Consider the following 20,114-nt stretch of genomic DNA (forward strand, 5'->3'; position numbering starts at 1 on the left):
CAACCATGGTGAGTTTTTTTATTTTATTTTTGCAAAAAACTGACGCGTGTCTTTTATTAAAACAAAACTCATCCACCTTTTAAAACAGGTCTTCCCTTCTTCCTATACAGAATTGGCAGTATTTATATTCTTCCTGATCTGTTATGGAACGCTGGGCACTTATATCGCACTTCATTACCGGATTATTTTTGACAGCAGAATTCCCTGGGATGCTTACTTCAGTTTTGATAATAAAGCGATCGTGATGACCGGTGGAAGCTTTGAAAGACATCCGTTAGCCTATTACTTTTTCAATTGGGTCAGAGAATTTTCACTATTGATTTCAGGTGGAAAAATGGATGCAACCTTCAGACTCACCCTTGCATGGTTGAGCAATACGACCATCAGCCTGTGCATGGTACAGATTTTCAAATACCTGAAGAATATCATCAGACTTCCATTAATGATCAGCCTGCTTATCATTCTGTTCTTCGGCTTATTCTCTACCAGCATCATTCTATCTTTTACGCCTGAGAATTTCACCTATACTCTACTGTTGCTAAGCATTTACAATTATTATGCAGCTGTAAAACTCAGAAAAGAGGAAAAAATACCCGGATCAGCACTTACGCTTGCCGGAATTACTATAGGTGGACTTACCATTACCAATCTTGTTAAGGTTTTTATTCCAATACTATTTGAGAAAGACCTCTTCCGGAGTTGGAAAAAATTTGGAAATGCAGCTTTTCGTGTGGCACTTACCACAGTATGTTTCGTATTCCTCTATTTACTGAGAATTGATTTCAAATATGAAAACATCTTCTCAAAAACTAATCAGCAGTATGAAAAATTCTCCAATGTAGAATCTATTCCGGATTGGGATATGATGCTTTCCTACTTTTTTGGCGGCAGTATTCTGTTCCCGAGTTTCATGACGACAGACAAACATAATATGAAAGGTTTCGATTTTAAAGGTCTTTTAATGGAGCCTTATTCGTCTTCGTTTTGCTATGCCTTTATCATCATATTATTAGGGCTTATTTTGTGGAGTTATATTAAAAATTTCAAAAATAAACTGGTCCAGATTATTGTCATTTCTTTCTTGGCTGACATTGTCATTCACTGCATCATGCGGTTCGGACTTCACACGTCTTATATCTACGGAGGACACTTTGTTTTTGTGTATCCCTTGCTTTTAGGCTGGCTGTTTTACGCTTACAAATCAAACCCGAAAATCTTATCGTTTTTAATGATAACCACAGTCATTCTGTTCGTTTTCCTACTGGTCAACAACCTGTACAGAATGTCAGACTTTTTCCTCTTTTTAGAAACTTACTATCAATAAAAAAGCCGGAAAAATTCCCGGCTTTACTTTTATATTTTTTGACGACTTATCTCGCTTCTGAACAGAAAATTCTGTACTGTACTGCAATTGCAGACTTAAAGTATTCTCTTATTTTTGAAAGGTCAGATGACGCACTCTGTTTTGTGAAATAACTTCCTGCTAAAATTTTATAGTTAGGTCTTAAGGAAGCATCTGTCTCCACCTTCAGGTTCGGGAATCTTTTTCTGAAATACGATTTCACCTCGTTCGCTTCTTCATTACTCTTAACCGTAGTGATCTGAATTTTGAATCCTAAAATCCTCGGATTTTTTCTACAGATCTCCGCATTGCTCAATTCTCTGCTCGGAATATAGATTTTGGGCGGTTTTGTGGTATTCACCATTCCACTATCGGTATTATTTTCTTTTACGGAAGAACCCGAAGGACCTCCGGTAGTCCTGGAACATTTATCTTCAATTCCTCCCAAAGCAGCACTTACTTTGGAATCCATGGTCATAATTAGCTCTGTTCCGGACAGTGTGTCTTTTTGAACAACCTGTTGGGCTTCAATGCTATAAAACCCAAATAAAGATATTATTGAAAATATTTTGATTAAATTTCTCATTTAAACTTGTTTCTGCAAATCTATTAAAATTAAAAAATTATACCAAACAACACTATTTAGAATCAATACAAATTAAACGTAAATGATATTTTCCCTTTTCCATATACCGTTAAATTCCTGTTAAAAATATTATTTTTGCGGAATTGATTGGTTCAATATTTTACTAACATAAGATAATTTAAATGATTAGTTGGAGAAAGCATTATAAACAAACGTTGATCGCAATAGGCTTATTGCTATCGACAAGTGCTTCAATTTACGGGCAAGACGGCGATCCTAAAAACGGAGAGAAACTTTTCAAAGCAAATTGTACTGCATGTCACGCACTGGACAAACAGGTAATAGGGCCACCTCTAAAGGGTGTCGTAGAACGTGTAAAGACAGAGGGTGGTGTAGACAAAGATTGGCTTCACAAGTGGATCAAAGACAACAAAGCTCTGAGAGCTTCTGGGGATAAATACGCCAATGAGATTTTCGAAAAATTTAATAAGACTGAAATGTTGCAGTTTCCTAATCTTACAGAGAAGGACATTGATGACATTTTAGCGTACACAACTAATCCGCCGGCGCCAGAACCGCCAAAAGCAGATAAGGCTACCGCTACAGACGGAGCAGCAGCTGCACCAGCAGATAAGACCACTTCAAGTGTTGTTATTATCTCGCTTCTTGCCATTGCAGCTTTATTGGTTTGGATCTTAATTAAACTGAGACAATTGGTTAAATTAGGTCAATCCGAAGACTTAGCAGGACTTAACGCAACAAGAGTTAAATCTTTCAGCGAAATTTATGAGAAGTACCACTACGTAGGGAAAGCAGTATTGGGTATCCTTGCCCTTCTTGCCGCTTACGGAGTTTGGAACTGGATCATGTGGATTGGCGTTTACAAAGGGTACAAGCCTGAGCAACCTATCTACTTCTCTCACAAAATTCACGCGGGAGAGCAAAAAATCGACTGTCAGTTATGTCACTCCAGTGCCAAGTATGGTAAAGTATCTGAGATTCCATCTATGAACGTTTGTATGAACTGTCACAGAACAATCTCTGAGTACAACGCAGACCACTACATGGAGCCAGGAAAAGATAAAGCATTCTACGACGGTGAAATCCAGAAGATCTATGCCGCTACAGGCTGGGATCCTGCAAAACAGGTATACACTGGAAAAACACAGCCGGTTGAATGGACCAGAATCCACAACATGCCAGACTTCGTGTACTTCAACCACTCTCAACACGTAGTAGCAGGTGAACAGGCGATCATTAATTCTTTCAACAAAAAGAATCCTAACAACAAAATTGATGTTGTATGTAAAGCTTGTCACGGAAAAATTGATACAATGAATGTTGTTCAAATGGCTAACGACTTCACTATGGGATGGTGTATCGAGTGCCACAGAACGACTGAGGTTGATATGAACAACGGTTATAATAAAGAGTACTTCAAGAATCTACATGACAAGTTGAAAAAACAATATCCTCAGGATGGCGGTAAGATCACTGTAGATGCAATTGGAGGTCTTGAGTGTGGTAAATGTCATTATTAATAACTAAAAAATTAGAAGTATAAATGGCTTCAAACAAAATACAATTTAGAAGTATTCATGAACTTAAAGACCCAGCTTTGAATAATAAGCTGGCTCAGAAAGAGTTTCAGGAAGAAATTCCGGTAGAAGATTTCCTTGGAGATGCTGAACAGAACGGATCCAGTACTTCAAGAAGAGATTTCTTAAAAATATTAGGATTCTCTACAGCAGCCGTAACATTGGCTGCCTGTGAAGCACCGGTGATCAAAACGATTCCTTATGTGGTAAAGCCACATGACATTATTCCAGGGGTTCCGAATTATTACGCTTCAACCTATTTTGACGGATTCGACTTCGCCAGTGTTTTAGTAAAGACCCGTGAAGGAAGACCTATCAAAATAGATCCAAACCCGGCAGCAGGTGATTTAGGAACAACTAATGCAAGAGCTCAGGCAAGTGTACTTTCTCTTTATGATAACGATAAAGTAAAGCAGCCTAAACTGGACGGTAAAGATGAAACTTTCGATAAAGTAGACAGTTTTATCCTTAAAGGTCTGGCAGATGCAAGTGCAGCAGGTAAAAAGATCGTGCTTTTGTCACACTCTTTCCCTTCTCCTACTTTCAAAAAGCTATTTGCAGAATTCAAAGCTAAATATCCAACTGCGGAACTGGTAACGTATGATGCGTATCCTCACTCTGCAGCTTTAGATGCAGCTCAGGAAGTATTCGGACAGAGAGCATTACCTGTTTATGACCTTAAAGGTTCAGAATTGGTAGTTTCTTTCCAGGCTGATTTCTTAGGAGATTACAACGGAGCAAGTTTAGAAACATCTTTCGCAGCAGCAAGAAAGCCAGGACCAAACATGTTGAGACACATTCAGGTGGAATCAAACATGTCATTGACTGGTGCTAACGCTGACTCAAGATACAGATTAAAGCCAAGTGCAGTAAACAAAACTTTAGTTGAAGTTTACAATGCAATCGTAGGTGGTGGTACTTCAGATAAGACCGCTACTGAAATTGCTACTGAACTTAAAGCGAAAGGCAGCAAAGCTGTTGTTTTAGCTGACGGTTCTAAAGGAGCACAGGTTTTAGCACACTTAATCAACCAAAAATTAGGTTCAGTAGCTTTCACAGGTAAAGCAAACTTCCTGAAAGAATTTGATAAAGCAAGATACCAGGAATTCTTAGGATGGGTAAATGCAGGTCAGGTTGGCGTATTGATCGCTAACAACGTAGATCCTATCTACTCTCATCCAAAAGGAGAAGATTTCAAAAAATCTTTAGCTAAAGTTGCTTGTGTAGTAGCCGTAGCAGATAAGAAAAATGAAATGTACAAAGCAGCGAAAGCTGTAATCCCGGTAGCTAACTGGCTGGAGTCTTGGGGTGATATTGAACCTCAGACCGGCGTATATTCATTAATGCAGCCTACGATCCAAAAGATCTACAAATCAAGACAGATTGAAGAATCTCTATTGGTTTGGAAAAACGGTAAAAACAACGCTGCAAACAATTACTACGACTATCTGAAAGGAAGTGCAGCATCTATCTTAGGCGCTACTTCATTCAACAAAGCTTTATATAACGGTATCACTACTTCCAATAATGCAACTGCATTATCTTATTCAGGAGGAAATGCTGCTCAGGCTATTGCTGAATTAGGAAACTTCAAAGCTTCTGAATTAGAATTAGTATTATACACCAAGCCTTCAATGGGTGACGGTACTCAGGCCAACAACCCTTGGCTTCAGGAATTACCGGATCCTATCACAAGAATGTCTTGGGATAACTATCTGACTATTTCTCCGAAAGACGCAGAAAAATTTGCGATTGACAACGATCTTAATGCAAGAATGCAGCTGGATGGTTCTATCGTAAACCTTACTGTAAACGGAGTAACAATAAAAGACGTTCCTGTATTCGTTCAACCGGGACAGGCAGAAGGATCAGTAGGTCTTGCGCTTGGATACGGTAAAAAAGATTCCGGAACGACTGCTGATACGGGTGTAAACGCTTATCCATTATTTGACGGTACTAACCTGACTGTTTCAGGAGTTAAGATCGAAAAAACAGGAGAAGATCACGAATTCGCAGGTATCCAGCTTCAGAATACATTAATGGGACGTTACGAAATCGCTAAGGAAGTTCCTTTAGCTGAATTCATCAACGTAGCTTTCGATGACGAACATAAAGGATGGAACAAGCCTTTGGAATATCACACGATCAGTGGAGCTCTTCCAGCAAGAAAGATTGACCTTTGGGATGCTTTCGATGATACGGACGGACCTCACTTCAACTTATCAATCGACTTGAACTCTTGTACTGGTTGTGGAGCATGTATCATTGCTTGTCAGGCAGAAAACAACGTTCCTGTAGTAGGTAAAGAAGAGATCAGAATGTCTAGAGATATGTATTGGTTAAGAATTGACCGTTACTATTCTTCAAGACAAAAAGTAGAAGTATACGAAGGATTGAAAGAAGGAATGGCAGTACCTGAATTGTACGGTACAGCATTCGGAGACGGAGGTGCATTAAACCACCCTGCAGACAATCCAGATGTGATCTTCCAGCCGGTTATGTGTCAGCACTGTAACCACGCTCCTTGTGAAACGGTATGTCCGGTAGCGGCTACTTCACACGGTAAGCAAGGTCAGAACCATATGGCTTACAACAGATGTATCGGTACCAGATATTGTGCAAACAACTGTCCGTACAAAGTAAGACGTTTCAACTGGTTCACATATAACCTAAACGACAAGTTCGACTTCAACATGAACAACGACCTTGGAAGAATGGTACTAAACCCTGACGTAGTTGTAAGAACCAGAGGGGTTATGGAGAAATGTTCAATGTGTATCCAGGAAACTCAGGCTACTATTTTAGCAGCTAAGAGAGAGAATAGAAAAGTAACAGACCACGAATTCAAGAATTCTTGTGCTTGTGCTGCTGCTTGTTCTACCGGAGCAATGACGTTCGGAGACATGAATGACAAAGAATCTGAAGTGAGAGAATTGTATTCTAGCAACAGAAGATATTATTTACTAGAGGAGATCGGCACAAAACCAAACGTGTTCTATCACACTAAAGTAAGAAACAGAGTAGAAAAATAAAGTTTAAATAATAAATAGGTAAAAAATGTCAGGACATTACGAAGCTCCGATAAGGGAACCTCTAATTATTGGTCACAAAACTTATCACGATATTACGGAAGATATCGCACGACCTATCGAAGAAAGAGCAGGTAAATTATGGTGGATTTCACTATACGCAGCCTTAGTTCTATTTCTATACGGATTCGGCTGTATCGCGTACACTATCGGGACAGGTATTGGAGCATGGGGGCTTAACAGAACTATTAACTGGGGTTGGGATATTACCAACTTCGTATGGTGGGTAGGTATCGGTCACGCCGGAACACTTATCTCCGCAGTATTATTATTATTTAGACAGCGTTGGAGAATGTCTGTAAACAGATCTGCAGAGGCAATGACGATCTTTGCGGTTGTACAGGCAGCGATCTTCCCTGTTATCCACATGGGTAGAGTTTGGGTAGGATACTGGGTATTCCCATTACCTAACCAGTTCGGTTCTCTTTGGGGGAACTTTAACTCTCCTCTACTTTGGGACGTATTTGCTATCTCAACGTATTTCTCAGTATCAACTGTATTCTGGTTCATGGGACTAATCCCTGACTTTGCAATGATCAGAGATAGAGCTAAAACTCCTTGGACTAAGAAAATTTATACATTCCTAGCATTTGGATGGGGTGGTAAAGCAAAACACTGGCAGAGATTCGAAGAACTTTCTTTGGTTCTTGCAGGTTTAGCAACTCCACTTGTATTCTCGGTACACACCACGGTATCATTTGACTTCGCAACGTCGGTTATTAAAGGATGGCACTCTACAATCTACCCTCCTTACTTCGTAGCCGGTGCGATCTTCTCAGGATTCGCGATGGTACAGACGCTATTGTTGATTGCCAGAAAAGTATGTCACTTAGAAGAATACATCACAATGTATCATATTGAAATTATGAACATCGTAATCGTTCTTACAGGTGGTATGGTAACGGTGGCTTATGCTACTGAATATTTTATCGGATGGTATTCCGGATCAAGATTTGAAGACTTTACTTACCTTTCACCGGGTGCTGCAGTAGGACCTTACTGGTGGGCATTCTGGGCGCTGATTACTTGTAACTTGATTGTTCCTGCATTATTCTGGTTCAAGAGAGTAAGAACAAACATTATCGCTACATTTATTATCGCGTTAATTATTAACATCGGTATGTGGTTTGAGCGTTTTGATATTATCGTTATCAACCTTTCGAGAGATTACTTACCAGGATCTTGGACTATGTTTAAGCCAACGATCATTGATGTGGGTGTATATTTAGGAACAATCGGATTCTTCTCTGTATTATTCTTACTATACGCAAGAACGTTCCCTGTAATTGCACAGGCTGAATTAAAATCGATTCTGAAAATTTCAGGTGAAACTTATAAAGCAAAAGAAGGAGATGAGCACCACTAAAATTGTATACGGACTTTATGCCGATGACGACGATTTAATGAACGGCGTTAAGGCATTCAACGATAAAGGAATTGCGATCAACGAAGTGTATACTCCGTTTCCGGTTCACGGACTTGACAAAGCTCTAGGTTTAAAGAAAACCAGAATTTCGGATGCTGCATTCTTCTATGCTCTTTATGGAGTGACCATCGGTGCTACGGTAACGTGGTATGTGATGAATCATGACTGGCCTCAGAATATTGGTGGTAAACCAGCTTTTGACTGGGCACACAACATGCCTGCATTCGTGGTACCTATGTTCGAATTAATGGTATTCTGTGCCGCTCACATGATGTCTTTAACTTTCTTGGTTAGAAACAAAATGTATCCGGGAGCTCCGGCTCAGAACCCAGATCCAAGAACTACTGATGATAAATTCCTTATGGAGTTTGTAACTGAAGACGTAGAGTCTGTAAAGCAGTTACTTATTGAAACTGGAGTTGAAGAAATAACTGTTAAAGACGCTTAAAATGAAAAAGAATGTATTAAAAATTACAGCTATTTTAGGTTTAGCAACGGTTTTACTTAATTCTTGCGGACCAAAAGAAAATACACCATTGGTATATTTCCCGGATATGTATTTTCCGGTAGCTTACGATCCATTGATGAAAGCTCAGGATGCTTATTCAGATCATGAAAATGAAATCCCTGCTTTCGTTAAAAATAGCTTTGCAACAGGTCTTGCTCCTGTAGAAGGTTCAGTTGCTCAGAATAAAGACGGAATTTTCGAAGAAAGTCTTCTTCCTAAAAATGTAGATGAATATAACGCTGGTTACGATGCATCCAAAAAGATGACAGGATCTCCTCTTAATCCGGCTAATGCAGCTAAGGATATTGAAAGAGGAAAAATGCTGTTCGATCATACTTGTGCTGCATGTCACGGAACTGGTGGTGATGGACAGGGACCAATTGTACAAAGCGGTGCTTTCTCTGGTGTACCAAACTATGCTGACAGAGAGCTTACTGTAGGATCTGTTCATTATGTATTAACTAACGGTAGAAATGCAATGGGATCTTATGCTGGTCAGCTTAACGCTGGAGACAGATGGAGAGTGGCCATGTATGTGATGAGCGCCTTCAAAAAAGGAGCAGCAGCACCCGCAGCAGCTACAACGGCTACAGCTACACCAGCTGCAGCTGCAACAGAGACTACTACCGAAACTAAAAAATAAGAAAAGAAATGTATAGTTTTTCACCAAAATTAAAATCAACTTCTCTAATACTTCTTGTTGTAGGTTTAGTTCTGTTTGGTATTGGTTATTTCATGAATCATGGAATCAGTACAGAGAGAATTAAAGAAATGATGGAGGCAGTTCACTCTGCAGGTCACACAGCACCTACTCACTCCAGTGAAATGGTAGGACCTCAGGATGAAGCTTCTCATTTAGAGCATGCGACAATGCAGATTCATAATTCGCCTTTAGCATCCATACATTTCGTAGCTGTATTTTTCTTCGGAGTAAGTTGTGCAGTATTATTTTTCTACTGTATTCAGCATGCAGCTCATGCAGGATGGCCAATCATTATTACAAGAGTAATGGAAGCTATTGCTTCTTATATTCCTTATGGAGGTGCTATTTTAGTAATCTTAATGTTACTGAATATCTTCCACCAGGGTCATATTTTCCACTGGATGGATCCGGATTTGACAGATCCTAATTCTGCACATTTCGACGTGATCCTATTCGAAAAGAAAAGATTCTTAAACATCCCTTTCTATGCGATCAGAACATTGATCTACGTAATCGGAGCATCATTCTTCGCATGGAAACTGAAAGCACAGTCTAAAAAAGTGGACGATACAAAATCTTTGGTTGAGTATCAGTTCCTTTACAGATGGGCAGTAGGATATATCGCATTCTTCGGGTTTGCTTCTGCAGCTTGGGCTTGGGACTGGTTGATGTCTATTGACCCTCACTGGTATTCTACAATGTATATCTGGTATTCAATGGTAAGCTGCCTTTCAAGTGGAATCGCTGTGATTATCCTTCTAAGTGTTTACCTGAAGAAAAACGGATTCTTACCTCAGTTCAATGACAACCACTTACACGATTTAGGAGTATTCCTTTTCGCTACAAGTATGCTTTGGACATATACATGGTTTGCTCAGTTTATGCTTTACTGGTATGCGAACGTTCCGGAAGAGGTGAACTACTTCTTCGGAAGATTCCAGCACTACGGAATTACTTTCTTACCAATGCTGATTGTAAACTTCTTATTACCATTATTGGTATTAGTGAGCAGCAGCATCAAGAGAAATTACAAAGTAGTAACCGTTATGGCTGTAGTGGTTATTTTAGGACACATCTTAGATTACTTCAACATGGTAATGCCGGGAACGGTAGGTCCATACTGGAAAACTCCTGAAGTATTCATCTTGATATTAGGTGCGCTTCTTTTTGTAGTTGGGTTATTCATGTTCACAGTACTGACAGCATTGTCTAAACTGAAACTGATCCCTACAGGTAACCCTTACCTTCACGAATCTGAAATTTATGAGTATCCTTTCTAAGGACTTGTAACAGAAATAAAATAAAAAAGACTGATTGTAATGATCAGTCTTTTTTTATGCAGACAACTGAACTTTTTAACCTGTTCAGGCAACCATTTTGAATTTTGTGTGTCTTTATAATGAGATTGATGTATGATTTCAATAAACCAATAAAACAAAATATCATTATGAAACGAAATTATCTGCTCTTCGCACTCTTCGTCTTTCTGTTCAGTTTTATTCAGGCACAAACTGTAACGTTTATTTCTGAACGAACCAATAAACCTCTTCCTAAAGTTTCCGTTTTCGGGAAAGATGGAAGCATCCTTGCCTTTTCTGATATTGATGGCAAAATAGATAAACAGGCACTCAATCCTTCACAGGAAAAATTTCAATTGGTTTACAATAACTTTTCTGTAGCTACCCTCTCCTATTCAGATTTAAATCAGGACGTGATCAAAATAAATGATCAGGTGAAGGAAATAGAAACGGTCGTCATTAAAAACTCAAAGCCGGCAAAATATATTTTCATTAAAGGAAACTTTAATGCCTATGTAACCGTAAATAATAGACTGAATGGTTATGCCGATGGAATCGTTACCTATATTTTCGACAATAAAACCAAAAAGCTAAAAAGCACAAATGTTGAACAATACAGGATATACCGGCTTGAAGATCCTAAAGTTGAAAAAAAGCAGACTGCTTCGTGGGATTACGGCTCTTCCTTATCGGTTCCTGAAATGAAAAATGTAGGAAATATTGATGAATACAAAAAGAAAAACACAAAACTGAAAGAGTTAAAAGGGGAACGTAAGGATGACGTGGAAATTACCGGCGAATACCTCCAGAAAAAAGAATTTGCCCTATTTGGATTCAGATTTTTTGATCTGAAAGGAATCATCAATATTGCATTTGAAAAAGATTCAAATAAAACATTAAAAGATATTTTGGAGTATAATGAAATTGATTTTTTAAAATTAAAGCATAAAACTGAAAAAGATTATAACCAGCTCATGGCCTACAGTAATTTCTACACTACAGAGCTTGGGTTCACCAACGACAATGATCTTGAGAAAGTGAGATTCAACAAAGACAACAGCAACTATACCACAAAATATTGGCAGGATTCCTCATTTCCCAATATGCAGACCATTTTCAGCTCATTCTTTAAAGATGATCTGAAGGAACAGGAAAATAAGAAATAAGCCTCTGATATTTTACAGAAGTACACTATAATTTGCACTAGAAAAAGACTGACCTTATTGAACAGTCTTTTTTTTATGAAGAAAATTAACTCTATCATACTAAGCCATATAGTTTATAAAGCTATCCATAAATCATTCGGGTATACCAGTAAATCATTAATAATAAATGTTATCACCAGCTAAAAACACAAAACAAAAATAAAAACCAGCTATTATTAAAGGTTTTACTAAATTTGCAGTAAACAAAATAAAATGAAAAAGTTTTCTTTTCTACTTGTTCTCAGTCTGTTGCTTTTTACGGCATGCAGGAAAGATCACGTAGATGCTACGAATACTAAAACGCTGCAGTCCAGTATCAATGACATGACTGCCAGCCTTTCAACCATTAAACAGATCAAATTCAGTGAAGCTCTTTATATCCTAAAGACCTTCGGCGTAGAAGCAGAAGGTGATGTAGAAGAACTGAAAGCACTTGGAAAGCTTATCAATGGAAAAAAAGTACCGGAAATTCTTACAATGGCTGATGAAGTGGCGCAGAAAAACGGAATCGAATGGGCCAGCACATCTCCTCCTTCTCTTGGAGAAATGAACATCTTCGGGGATGATAAAGCCAAGGAAACCGATAACAATGATGTAAAAGCAAACTCACTAAGCATTGTCACCAAACCTACTGGAGATGACGGAAACGGTGCTGCTACTGCCATCCAGATTGTTCCAAGACTTGTAGATGCTGCGGGAAATCCTGTTTCATTTACCGGAGCAGGTTTAGAAGCTACTTTAGAAGTTTTCAGCAACGGCGTAAAGCTTTCAACAGCGAAAAACCTTATGCAGGATAATAACTTTAAAGGATTTAATTTAAAATTCTCCTCCATTCCTGCAGCAAAAGTGGTAGACAACAAAATCGATATTACCGTTTCAGTAAAAACGACAGCAAAGACATTCAAAATGTCTAAAATCGGACTTGATGTAAACCCATCAGCTCTGAAAGTTCCAGCTCCGCCAAAAACTGATTCAACGGCTGTAACTCAAGATCCAAATGCCGGGATAGATCCAAACAATCCTACAGCAACACCTGCTACACCTACAGATCCAAATGCAACAACTACGACACCGGCTGGACCTAAACAACCAACTGCAGATCCAAAAAATACAGTAAGTAAATTTTTAAGCAGTGTAAGCTCTCAAAATCTTAAAGCGGCATACGATAATTCAAGCAACCCAAGCTGGGGAAGCTATGAATCATTCTCCAATCCTACTTCAGGTTTTGGATCGGTGAAAAATGTAAGTGTAAAAAATATCACAACCAATGCGACCAACGCCAGCGGTGCCAGCGTAAACGCAACGTATGATGTAACGGATAAGAACGGAAAAACAACTTCTTTAAAAGTAACTTTCGGACTTAAAAATGTAAATGGAGACTGGAAAATTTCCAGCTATAAAATAAACCCATAATGGCTTCACAAGAACTGATCAAAAGACTGGAACAAACCATAGAAAACATTCCTGACTTTCCCATTCCGGGAATCCAATTCAAGGATATTTCACCTATTTTCCTGGACCCGAAGCTTTATGAAGACGTCATCACAGAACTGGCTGCTTTCAGCAAAGGAAAAATAGACGCCGTATGCGGAATAGAAAGCCGTGGTTATCTCTTCGGTATTGCCATCGCTGTTGCTTTGGAAGTTCCGTTTATTTTAATCAGAAAAGCAGGAAAGCTTCCTCCACCGGTCATTTCAGAAAAATACGATCTTGAATATGGAAGCGCTGTCATAGAAACCCGTGACGGACAGATCAAAAAAGGGCAGAGAATTCTGATCCATGACGATCTTCTGGCAACCGGAGGAACTACAGAAGCAGCCGCTAAATTGGTGGAAAAACAAGGTGCCACCGTTTCACAGTTCAGCTTCCTGATCGGATTAAAAGATCTTAATGGGACTGAAAAACTTAGTAAATTCGGGGCTGAAGTCTACAGCATTCTGGAATATTAAGCTTTTCATATAAAAACAAAAATATGGGTTGTAAAGATATCACGCTGAGCGGAGTCGAAGCGTTTTTACCATTAACATCTGACAATTCACAACATTTTCACAATAATACTTCAAAGTATTTTGTAAATCATTCAGAAACAATTAAATTTGCAGTTCAATTTTTAAGAATTTATGGCAAAATTGGGAAAGAATGCTCAGAACGAGCAAGAAGGTAAAGAAACAGTTGAGTTCTTTAAAGACCTTGACAGAGAGGCTCTAAACACAGAGAGATTCCTTGAGAAATATTCAAAGCAATTGGGTATTGTATTCGGGGTATTGGTTTTGGGTGTTTTAGGATTCTTTGCTTACAAACAGTTTGTAGTGGCTCCTAAGAACGTTGAAGCTGTAAAAGGTTTCCTTGCTGCTCAGAAAAACCAAACTTCTGGGAAAGATAAAGAAGCCCTAGGTGGAAATTCTGCAGCTAACCCAGGTTTTGTAGGAACATCTAACGAATATTCAGGTACGAAGATTGGTGAATTGGCGGCTTACAATGCTGGTTTACTGAAATTCAAAGCAGGAAAATTCCAGGAAGCTTACGATCTTTTAGATAAATTTTCATCTGACAACAAAACATTAATGGCATTGAAATTCGGTGCTATGGCAGATGCAAAATCAGGTCTTAACAAAAACGACGAAGCGCTATCTCTATTAGACAAAGCGTCAACTGCATCCAACGATGCTTACACCACTTACTATTTCACAAGAAAAGCAGGTATCGTAGCATTAGGATTAAAGAAAAATGCAGAAGCTAAGAAATACTTCTCCGCAATTGACGAGAAATATCAGGACTACGATAACGGAATGTCTGATTCTTATATTGAAATGACTAAATATTTTTAAAAAATGGCAACAGTTAATCTTTCCGATTACAAGCCACTTCATATAACAAATGCCGAAGATTTTTCTATCGGCATTGTTTTTTCTGAGTGGAATGATTTTGTAACTTACAATCTTCGTGATGCAGCCCTTGAGATTCTTGAAAAAGAAGGGGTAAAAGCAGAAAACATCAGACTATTCCCGGTTCCGGGTGCCTTTGAGCTGAACTACGCAAGCATGCAGCTTTGCAAAGAAAGAAAATATGATGCAGTGATTGCTATCGGATGTGTCATCCGTGGTGAAACGCCTCACTTTGACTTTGTATGCTCAGCAGTTGCACAGGGAATCAAAGACTGTAATATCTTAACGGATACGCCTACAATCTTTTGCGTTCTGACAGATGACACCAAGGAACAGTCTATCGCCAGAAGCGGTGGAGATTTAGGAAACAAAGGTGTAGAAGCAGCCGTAACCGCTTTGAGAATGGTCGATTTTAAAAAGAATCTTTCTGACAAAAAAGGGAACATCGGTTTCGGACACTCTTAATTTTAATACAACTTAAAAGTATACAGGGCTATTTTTTAATAGTCCTTTTTTTATGGACATCCTTTTCCTACTATTCTTTTTTATCCATTCGGTTAACTATATAATGAATTAATCCTTCATTAATAATTCAAAAAAATGATAAGAAATGTCATGTTTCTGTTTTTTTTTACTAAAAGTTATATACAAAAACTATCTTTGCGGAAATTAACTTATACATTACGTGCATGTTTCCAAGTAAAATAAAACCATTCTTGTATCTAGGGATTTTTTATCTGATTATCTCACTGATCATACGGATTGTATTCTTTTTCCATCCGATCACTACGGCCAGCTTTGGATTTTTTGAAGTCATCAAAGTTCTGTCTATCGGTCTTTTGAATGATATTTTTGCTTTTACGCTAGCCAGTACTCTTTTGGCCATCTACTTTTTATTCCTATCAAATTCAAAATACAAAAAGCCATACGGATATATTATTTTTGGAGCATTGGTGCTGTTTTTCCTGTACATTTTGCTCGTTCCGAATAATATTTTCAATCAGTACGGAGGATCTATTTCAGAAGTGGCACTTGCGTTCGTAGGAATTAAGACTATTTTCTTTGGGTTAATGCTTTTCCTCCCTTCAAAAAGGATCAAAATCAGGAATGTACTCTATTTCATTACGTTATTATTATATGTCCTTCTGATCATTTTCAATGCGGTAAGTGAGTATTTCTTCTATAACGAATTTGGGGTACGCTACAACTTCATCGCTGTAGATTATCTGATCTATACCAATGAGGTTATCGGAAACATTATGGAAAGTTACCCTGTTGTTCCTTTATTTTCAGCGATTCTTATCGTTACTTTAGCCGTGACATGGTTTATCTATAAAAAAACAAAAGACGAGCTTTTAGAGCTTCCGAATTTCAAACAGAAAATGATTCTTGTGGGATCTTTCGTAGTTCTTGCCGGCATCAGTCTTTTTGGTATATCTTCATTAATGCAGCTCAGATCGGACAATGTCTTTGCTGACGAGATTGAAAACAACGGACTTCCAAAATTCTACTGGGCCTTTACCCACAACGAGCTGGATTATTTCCAGTTTTACCCGCAAATTGGTCAGCAGGAGGCTGAAAAAAACTTTTTAAGCCAGTATTCTGAACCTTCATTATCAAGAAATATCGTTTCAGAACAGCCTGAACTGAAGAAAAATGTAGTTCTGATCTCTATTGAAAGTTTATCCGCAGACTTCATGGCACATTATGGGGGAACTTTAAATATCACTCCTTTCCTGGACAGTCTTGCTGAGCGTTCTATGATGTTCACCAATCTTTATGCGACCGGAAACAGAACCGTAAGAGGACTTGAGGCATTAACGCTTTGTATTCCTCCTACTGCAGGAGAAAGTGTGATCAAAAGAGATGACAATAAAAATAAATTCACAACCGGAAGCGTATTCAAATCCAAAGGTTACGATGTAAAATTCCTGTATGGAGGCTACAGCTATTTCGATAATATGCAGGACTTTTTCGCTGGAAACGGCTACGGAATTGTGGACAGAAATAATTTCAAGCCTGAAGAAATCACTTTCGCCAATGTTTGGGGCGTTGCTGATGAAGATATGGCTAGAAAGGCAATTCAGACGATGAATGCTGAAGCTAAATCCGGGAAACCTTTTTTCAACCACTGGATGACTGTTTCCAACCACAGACCTTTTACCTATCCTGATGGAAGAATTGACATTCCGGGAACCGCAAAATCCCGTGATGGAGGTGTAAAATACACTGATTATTCACTGAAACTGTTCTTTGAAATGGCTAAAAAACAGGATTGGTACAAAAATACAGTCTTTGTCATCATTGCTGATCACTGCGCATCCAGTGCAGGGAAAACAGAACTTCCAATGGACAAATACAGAATTCCAGCGATGATCTTCTCAGAAGGATTCATTGAACCTCAGAAATTTGATAAGCTGATGTCTCAGATCGATATCATGCCTACCCTGTTCGGACTGTTGAATTTCAATTATCAATCTAAATTCCTTGGCCAGGATGTCTTCAAAAAAGAATTCCAGCCAAAAGCTTATATCGCAACGTATCAGGATCTTGGTTTTGTAAAAGACGGACGTCTGACGATCATTTCACCTGTTAAAAAAGTAAAACAGTATTCTTTACAGCTCGAATCCAGCAGCCTGGCTCCTGAATTCAAACTGTATTATGATGAAAAACTGATGAAGGATCCTGATCAGAAACTGGTCAATGACGCTGTTTCTGCCTATCAGTCCACTTCATTCTGGTTAAAAGAAAAGAAACTTAACCGATAAGGTGAGGAACAAAACGGCTCTGGTTATTGGTGATCAGGTGAACACTTTCCCTGATCCCGATGCCGGCAGGCTCCTGTCCGATAACCCAGCTGCCTATGACCGGATAATTGCCATTAAAATTGGGAAGGTCAAATAACTGCTGATAAATAAAACCTTCTTTCCCGTATATCCCATCGTTCTGCTCAACCGGAATATTATTTTTGTGAAGGATGACATTTGCTCCCTCTCTTGAATAAATTGGTTTTTTAGCAAAATCTTTCAGATGTCTCGGTTCAAAATAAGATTCCAGCAGATAAGGATGATTCGGATACATCTCCCAGAGAATCGGTAAAAGCGCTTTGGAGGAAAGTAAAATTTTCCAGGCCGGTTCGATCCATTGAGATCTGAAGCCGTTTTTCACAAGCTTTTGGCCAAAACCGTCTGCAAGAATCCATTCGTAAGGATACAGCTTGAAAATATATTCCATCACCGAGCGGTCTCCGGCTACGAATTCTGAGATATCCTCCGCCCATCCGATGTCCTGAACAGGTATAAATTCCGTATCAAAACCCGCCTGTGAGGCACAGTCACGCATGTATTCCACATTGGTTACATCCTCAATATTGGTAAGGGATGCAAAATAAATATGGTGCGGATTCATATAATTTTTCAGATGCTTCCAGTATCCCACCAGTTTCTCATGAATCGAGTTGAACTGATCTTTATACGGGTACAATTCCTGAAGCCAATACCATTGAATAACAGAACCTTCGTACAATGAGGTTGGTGTATCCGCATTAAATTCAAGTAATTTCAAATTTTTACCATCAAAACCGAAATCAAATCTCCCATAAATAGAAGGATGATCTTCTTCCCAGCTCATGATGATGTAATTCCGGAACCATTCAGGAATATTGAATTTGTCCCACAGATTTTTTGCAATAATATAATCTACCGCTTCCAGACACATCTGCCAAAGCTCGGCAGTGGCTGTTTCTATGGTATTGATTTCTTCGGGAGTCAATTGGTAATAATGGCTTTCGTCCCAATAAAGCCCATCCAGAGAATGATATCCGAAGCCTAGATTTTCAAGCTTATGCTGCCAGTCCTTCCTGAACTGTGATTGAATTCTTTCCATAGTTTATGATGATGCACTGAAACCGCTTCTTCCCAACTGGCCTCTTACTACATTTCCTTTGTAATTATTTCTTCCGACATTGGACTTGGTGCTTATCGCATCACTGTAATAGCCAGCCTTCTGATAAGATCCGTAACTGTAGGCTCCATACGGTCTGAAGGCATGATACAGAAGAATCCCGGTCATAAAACCATGTGATCTGGAATAAGAAGCTGTAGTATCAGATCTCATGTAGACTTTCTTTTCTCCTTTATCTTTAGGTTTTTCCTGAGAACAGGCAGCCAATATACTTGTAACGAAAAGTAATTTGATAGAACTGGACTTTTTCATTATTGAACCGTTATAAAAAATTGATAGTCTTTTTTCGTTTTGGCAATATGATCGTTGCCATCATTGTCTTCGCCTCCTACAAGAGTATCTCCAAGACTTGGAATCGTGTCTTTTTTTATAATTTCTTTAAATAACTGTTTATCCTTCCATATCCTGTGTTTGGTAATAAGAATATCAGCATTATTAATATGTTCAACGGAAAGTTCTGTTTCAATAGAACCCGTCTTGTCTACGCTGTTTACTTCGTCTTCTTTTTCTTTTTTACATGCTGTAAATGCCAATATCCCAACTGATAACAGGCAAAGTTTAATTTTTTTCACGCGGGCAGTAATTTTTCACAAAAGTAGTAATTTAGTAATGATATTATTTTAAATTTACAAGGCAAAAATTTTTATTATGAAATGGACAGACGATAGAGGCGGGAACGTAGATGACCGCCGTGGTTCTGGTGGCAGCGGAGGTATGGTTGTAGGTGGAGGGCTCGGAACTTTGATTATAGCTGCGATTATTTTCTTTTTAGGAGGTGATCCATCAGGTATTCTGAACTCCGGTAGTGTCCAGTCTTCCGGAAGTGGACAGAAGCGGGAACTCAGTGCCCAGGAACAAAAAATTGGAGAAATGGTTGGTATGATAGGTCAATGGAACATTATTACCTGGGATCAGATCTTTAAAGAAAATGGAATGACTTATACCAAACCGGAGATTGTTCTTTTTGAAGACACTACACAATCCGGATGTGGAACCGCTCAGTCAGCCATGGGACCATTTTATTGCCCGGCAGACCAGAAAGTCTACATGGATATGACCTTTTTCAATGAACTTCAGCAGAGATTCGGAGCTCAAGTAACAGAATTTACGGTTGCTTATGTTCTCGCTCATGAAGTAGGGCATCATGTACAGACCCTTCTGGGAACTACACAGAAAGTAGACGCCTTAAGAAGAAGCGGAAGATATTCAGAAGCAGATATGAACAGGGTTTCTGTAGCCACAGAACTTCAGGCAGATTTTTATGCCGGCGTTTGGGCAAAACGAACGAATGATACAAAAGGTATTCTGGAGCCAGGCGATATAGAATCAGCGATAGATGCTGCACAGGCGGTAGGTGATGACAATATCCAGAAAAGATCTCAAGGATACGTTAATCAGGAAAGCTTTACTCATGGCTCTTCTGCCCAGCGTAAGGAATGGTTTCTGAAAGGCTATAATACAGGAGACATTAAGCAGGGAGATACATTCAACCAGCTTTTGAAATAAATGTA

Annotated in this window: 18 protein-coding genes; 14 read left to right on the forward strand and 4 right to left on the reverse strand. The window is 38.8% G+C overall.

Annotated elements, in window-relative coordinates; all coding sequences use genetic code 11:
* Positions 1–46 precede the first annotated feature (46 nt).
* Positions 47–1,324, forward strand: coding sequence for a DUF6080 domain-containing protein (locus IW22_RS03525; RefSeq protein WP_228383990.1), 1,278 nt, complete (start codon positions 47–49; stop codon positions 1,322–1,324).
* A 46-nt stretch (positions 1,325–1,370) separates the two neighbouring features.
* Here IW22_RS03525 and IW22_RS03530 read toward each other — a convergent pair whose 3' ends face one another.
* On the reverse strand, positions 1,371–1,928 hold the full coding sequence (locus IW22_RS03530) for an SPOR domain-containing protein (protein WP_034724183.1): 558 nt from the start codon (positions 1,926–1,928) through the stop codon (positions 1,371–1,373).
* A gap of 182 nt (positions 1,929–2,110) precedes the next feature.
* On the opposite strand from IW22_RS03530, the gene IW22_RS03535 reads away from it, so the two are divergent.
* From IW22_RS03535 to IW22_RS03590, 12 genes are all read left to right on the forward strand, one after another.
* A complete protein-coding gene (locus IW22_RS03535; protein WP_034724184.1) occupies positions 2,111–3,469 on the forward strand; it encodes a c-type cytochrome in 1,359 nt (452 codons plus the stop codon).
* 23 nt (positions 3,470–3,492) lie between these two features.
* Positions 3,493–6,558 (forward strand): TAT-variant-translocated molybdopterin oxidoreductase, encoded by a 3,066-nt coding sequence (locus IW22_RS03540; RefSeq protein WP_034724186.1) that lies wholly within the window; start codon positions 3,493–3,495, stop codon positions 6,556–6,558.
* A 25-nt stretch (positions 6,559–6,583) separates the two neighbouring features.
* Complete coding sequence (gene nrfD / locus IW22_RS03545; RefSeq protein WP_034724187.1) at positions 6,584–7,981, forward strand: NrfD/PsrC family molybdoenzyme membrane anchor subunit; 1,398 nt, start codon at positions 6,584–6,586, stop codon at positions 7,979–7,981.
* Entirely contained in the window at positions 7,968–8,489 is a 522-nt protein-coding gene (locus IW22_RS03550) for a DUF3341 domain-containing protein (protein WP_034724188.1), read from the forward strand. The genes nrfD and IW22_RS03550 overlap by 14 nt, the downstream gene beginning before the upstream one ends.
* Before the next feature lies 1 nt (position 8,490).
* Complete coding sequence (locus IW22_RS03555; protein WP_034724190.1) at positions 8,491–9,192, forward strand: c-type cytochrome; 702 nt, start codon at positions 8,491–8,493, stop codon at positions 9,190–9,192.
* Positions 9,193–9,200: 8 nt separating this feature from the next.
* Positions 9,201–10,532: a hypothetical protein gene (locus IW22_RS03560; protein ID WP_034724192.1), complete on the forward strand. Its 1,332-nt coding sequence runs from the start codon at positions 9,201–9,203 to the stop codon at positions 10,530–10,532.
* 167 nt (positions 10,533–10,699) lie between these two features.
* Complete coding sequence (locus tag IW22_RS03565; protein WP_034724704.1) at positions 10,700–11,716, forward strand: hypothetical protein; 1,017 nt, start codon at positions 10,700–10,702, stop codon at positions 11,714–11,716.
* 252 nt (positions 11,717–11,968) lie between these two features.
* Positions 11,969–13,168 carry an NTF2-like transpeptidase gene (locus IW22_RS03570; protein ID WP_034724193.1) on the forward strand — a complete coding sequence of 400 codons (1,200 nt, stop codon included), beginning with the start codon at positions 11,969–11,971 and terminating at the stop codon, positions 13,166–13,168.
* Positions 13,168–13,704: an adenine phosphoribosyltransferase gene (locus tag IW22_RS03575; protein ID WP_034724195.1), complete on the forward strand. Its 537-nt coding sequence runs from the start codon at positions 13,168–13,170 to the stop codon at positions 13,702–13,704. The genes IW22_RS03570 and IW22_RS03575 overlap by 1 nt, the downstream gene beginning before the upstream one ends.
* Before the next feature lie 171 nt (positions 13,705–13,875).
* On the forward strand, positions 13,876–14,583 hold the full coding sequence (locus IW22_RS03580) for a hypothetical protein (RefSeq protein WP_034724196.1): 708 nt from the start codon (positions 13,876–13,878) through the stop codon (positions 14,581–14,583).
* 3 nt (positions 14,584–14,586) lie between these two features.
* On the forward strand, positions 14,587–15,105 hold the full coding sequence (gene ribH / locus IW22_RS03585) for a 6,7-dimethyl-8-ribityllumazine synthase (protein WP_034724197.1): 519 nt from the start codon (positions 14,587–14,589) through the stop codon (positions 15,103–15,105).
* 224 nt (positions 15,106–15,329) lie between these two features.
* Positions 15,330–17,408, forward strand: a complete 2,079-nt coding sequence (locus IW22_RS03590; protein WP_034724198.1) for an LTA synthase family protein — start codon at positions 15,330–15,332, stop codon at positions 17,406–17,408.
* Here the strand turns inward: IW22_RS03590 and IW22_RS03595 are convergent.
* The 3 genes from IW22_RS03595 to IW22_RS03605 are packed head-to-tail and all read right to left on the reverse strand — an operon-like array spanning position 17,398 to position 19,175.
* On the reverse strand, positions 17,398–18,525 hold the full coding sequence (locus tag IW22_RS03595) for a glutathionylspermidine synthase family protein (RefSeq protein WP_185113572.1): 1,128 nt from the start codon (positions 18,523–18,525) through the stop codon (positions 17,398–17,400). The two genes, IW22_RS03590 and IW22_RS03595, sit on opposite strands and share 11 nt — an antisense overlap.
* A 3-nt stretch (positions 18,526–18,528) precedes the next feature.
* A complete protein-coding gene (locus IW22_RS03600) occupies positions 18,529–18,855 on the reverse strand; it encodes a hypothetical protein (RefSeq protein WP_034724199.1) in 327 nt (108 codons plus the stop codon).
* Positions 18,855–19,175: a hypothetical protein gene (locus tag IW22_RS03605; RefSeq protein ID WP_131401681.1), complete on the reverse strand. Its 321-nt coding sequence runs from the start codon at positions 19,173–19,175 to the stop codon at positions 18,855–18,857. The genes IW22_RS03600 and IW22_RS03605 overlap by 1 nt, the downstream gene beginning before the upstream one ends.
* Positions 19,176–19,251: 76 nt before the next feature.
* Here IW22_RS03605 and IW22_RS03610 point away from each other — a divergent pair, with 76 nt between their 5' ends.
* Complete coding sequence (locus tag IW22_RS03610; protein ID WP_034724201.1) at positions 19,252–20,109, forward strand: neutral zinc metallopeptidase; 858 nt, start codon at positions 19,252–19,254, stop codon at positions 20,107–20,109.
* Positions 20,110–20,114 lie beyond the last annotated feature (5 nt).

Origin of the sequence: Chryseobacterium sp. JM1 (assembly GCF_000737715.1) — a bacterium.
Lineage (GTDB): Bacteria > Bacteroidota > Bacteroidia > Flavobacteriales > Weeksellaceae > Chryseobacterium.

Coding starts and splice junctions, on each gene's coding strand:
- IW22_RS03530 (WP_034724183.1), bottom strand. CDS start 1,928: ATGAGAAATTTAATCAAAATATTTTCAATAATATCTTTATTTGGGTTT.
- IW22_RS03535 (WP_034724184.1), top strand. CDS start 2,111: ATGATTAGTTGGAGAAAGCATTATAAACAAACGTTGATCGCAATAGGC.
- IW22_RS03540 (WP_034724186.1), top strand. CDS start 3,493: ATGGCTTCAAACAAAATACAATTTAGAAGTATTCATGAACTTAAAGAC.
- nrfD (WP_034724187.1), top strand. CDS start 6,584: ATGTCAGGACATTACGAAGCTCCGATAAGGGAACCTCTAATTATTGGT.
- IW22_RS03550 (WP_034724188.1), top strand. CDS start 7,968: ATGAGCACCACTAAAATTGTATACGGACTTTATGCCGATGACGACGAT.
- IW22_RS03555 (WP_034724190.1), top strand. CDS start 8,491: ATGAAAAAGAATGTATTAAAAATTACAGCTATTTTAGGTTTAGCAACG.
- IW22_RS03560 (WP_034724192.1), top strand. CDS start 9,201: ATGTATAGTTTTTCACCAAAATTAAAATCAACTTCTCTAATACTTCTT.
- IW22_RS03565 (WP_034724704.1), top strand. CDS start 10,700: ATGAAACGAAATTATCTGCTCTTCGCACTCTTCGTCTTTCTGTTCAGT.
- IW22_RS03570 (WP_034724193.1), top strand. CDS start 11,969: ATGAAAAAGTTTTCTTTTCTACTTGTTCTCAGTCTGTTGCTTTTTACG.
- IW22_RS03575 (WP_034724195.1), top strand. CDS start 13,168: ATGGCTTCACAAGAACTGATCAAAAGACTGGAACAAACCATAGAAAAC.
- IW22_RS03580 (WP_034724196.1), top strand. CDS start 13,876: ATGGCAAAATTGGGAAAGAATGCTCAGAACGAGCAAGAAGGTAAAGAA.
- ribH (WP_034724197.1), top strand. CDS start 14,587: ATGGCAACAGTTAATCTTTCCGATTACAAGCCACTTCATATAACAAAT.
- IW22_RS03590 (WP_034724198.1), top strand. CDS start 15,330: ATGTTTCCAAGTAAAATAAAACCATTCTTGTATCTAGGGATTTTTTAT.
- IW22_RS03595 (WP_185113572.1), bottom strand. CDS start 18,525: ATGGAAAGAATTCAATCACAGTTCAGGAAGGACTGGCAGCATAAGCTT.
- IW22_RS03600 (WP_034724199.1), bottom strand. CDS start 18,855: ATGAAAAAGTCCAGTTCTATCAAATTACTTTTCGTTACAAGTATATTG.
- IW22_RS03610 (WP_034724201.1), top strand. CDS start 19,252: ATGAAATGGACAGACGATAGAGGCGGGAACGTAGATGACCGCCGTGGT.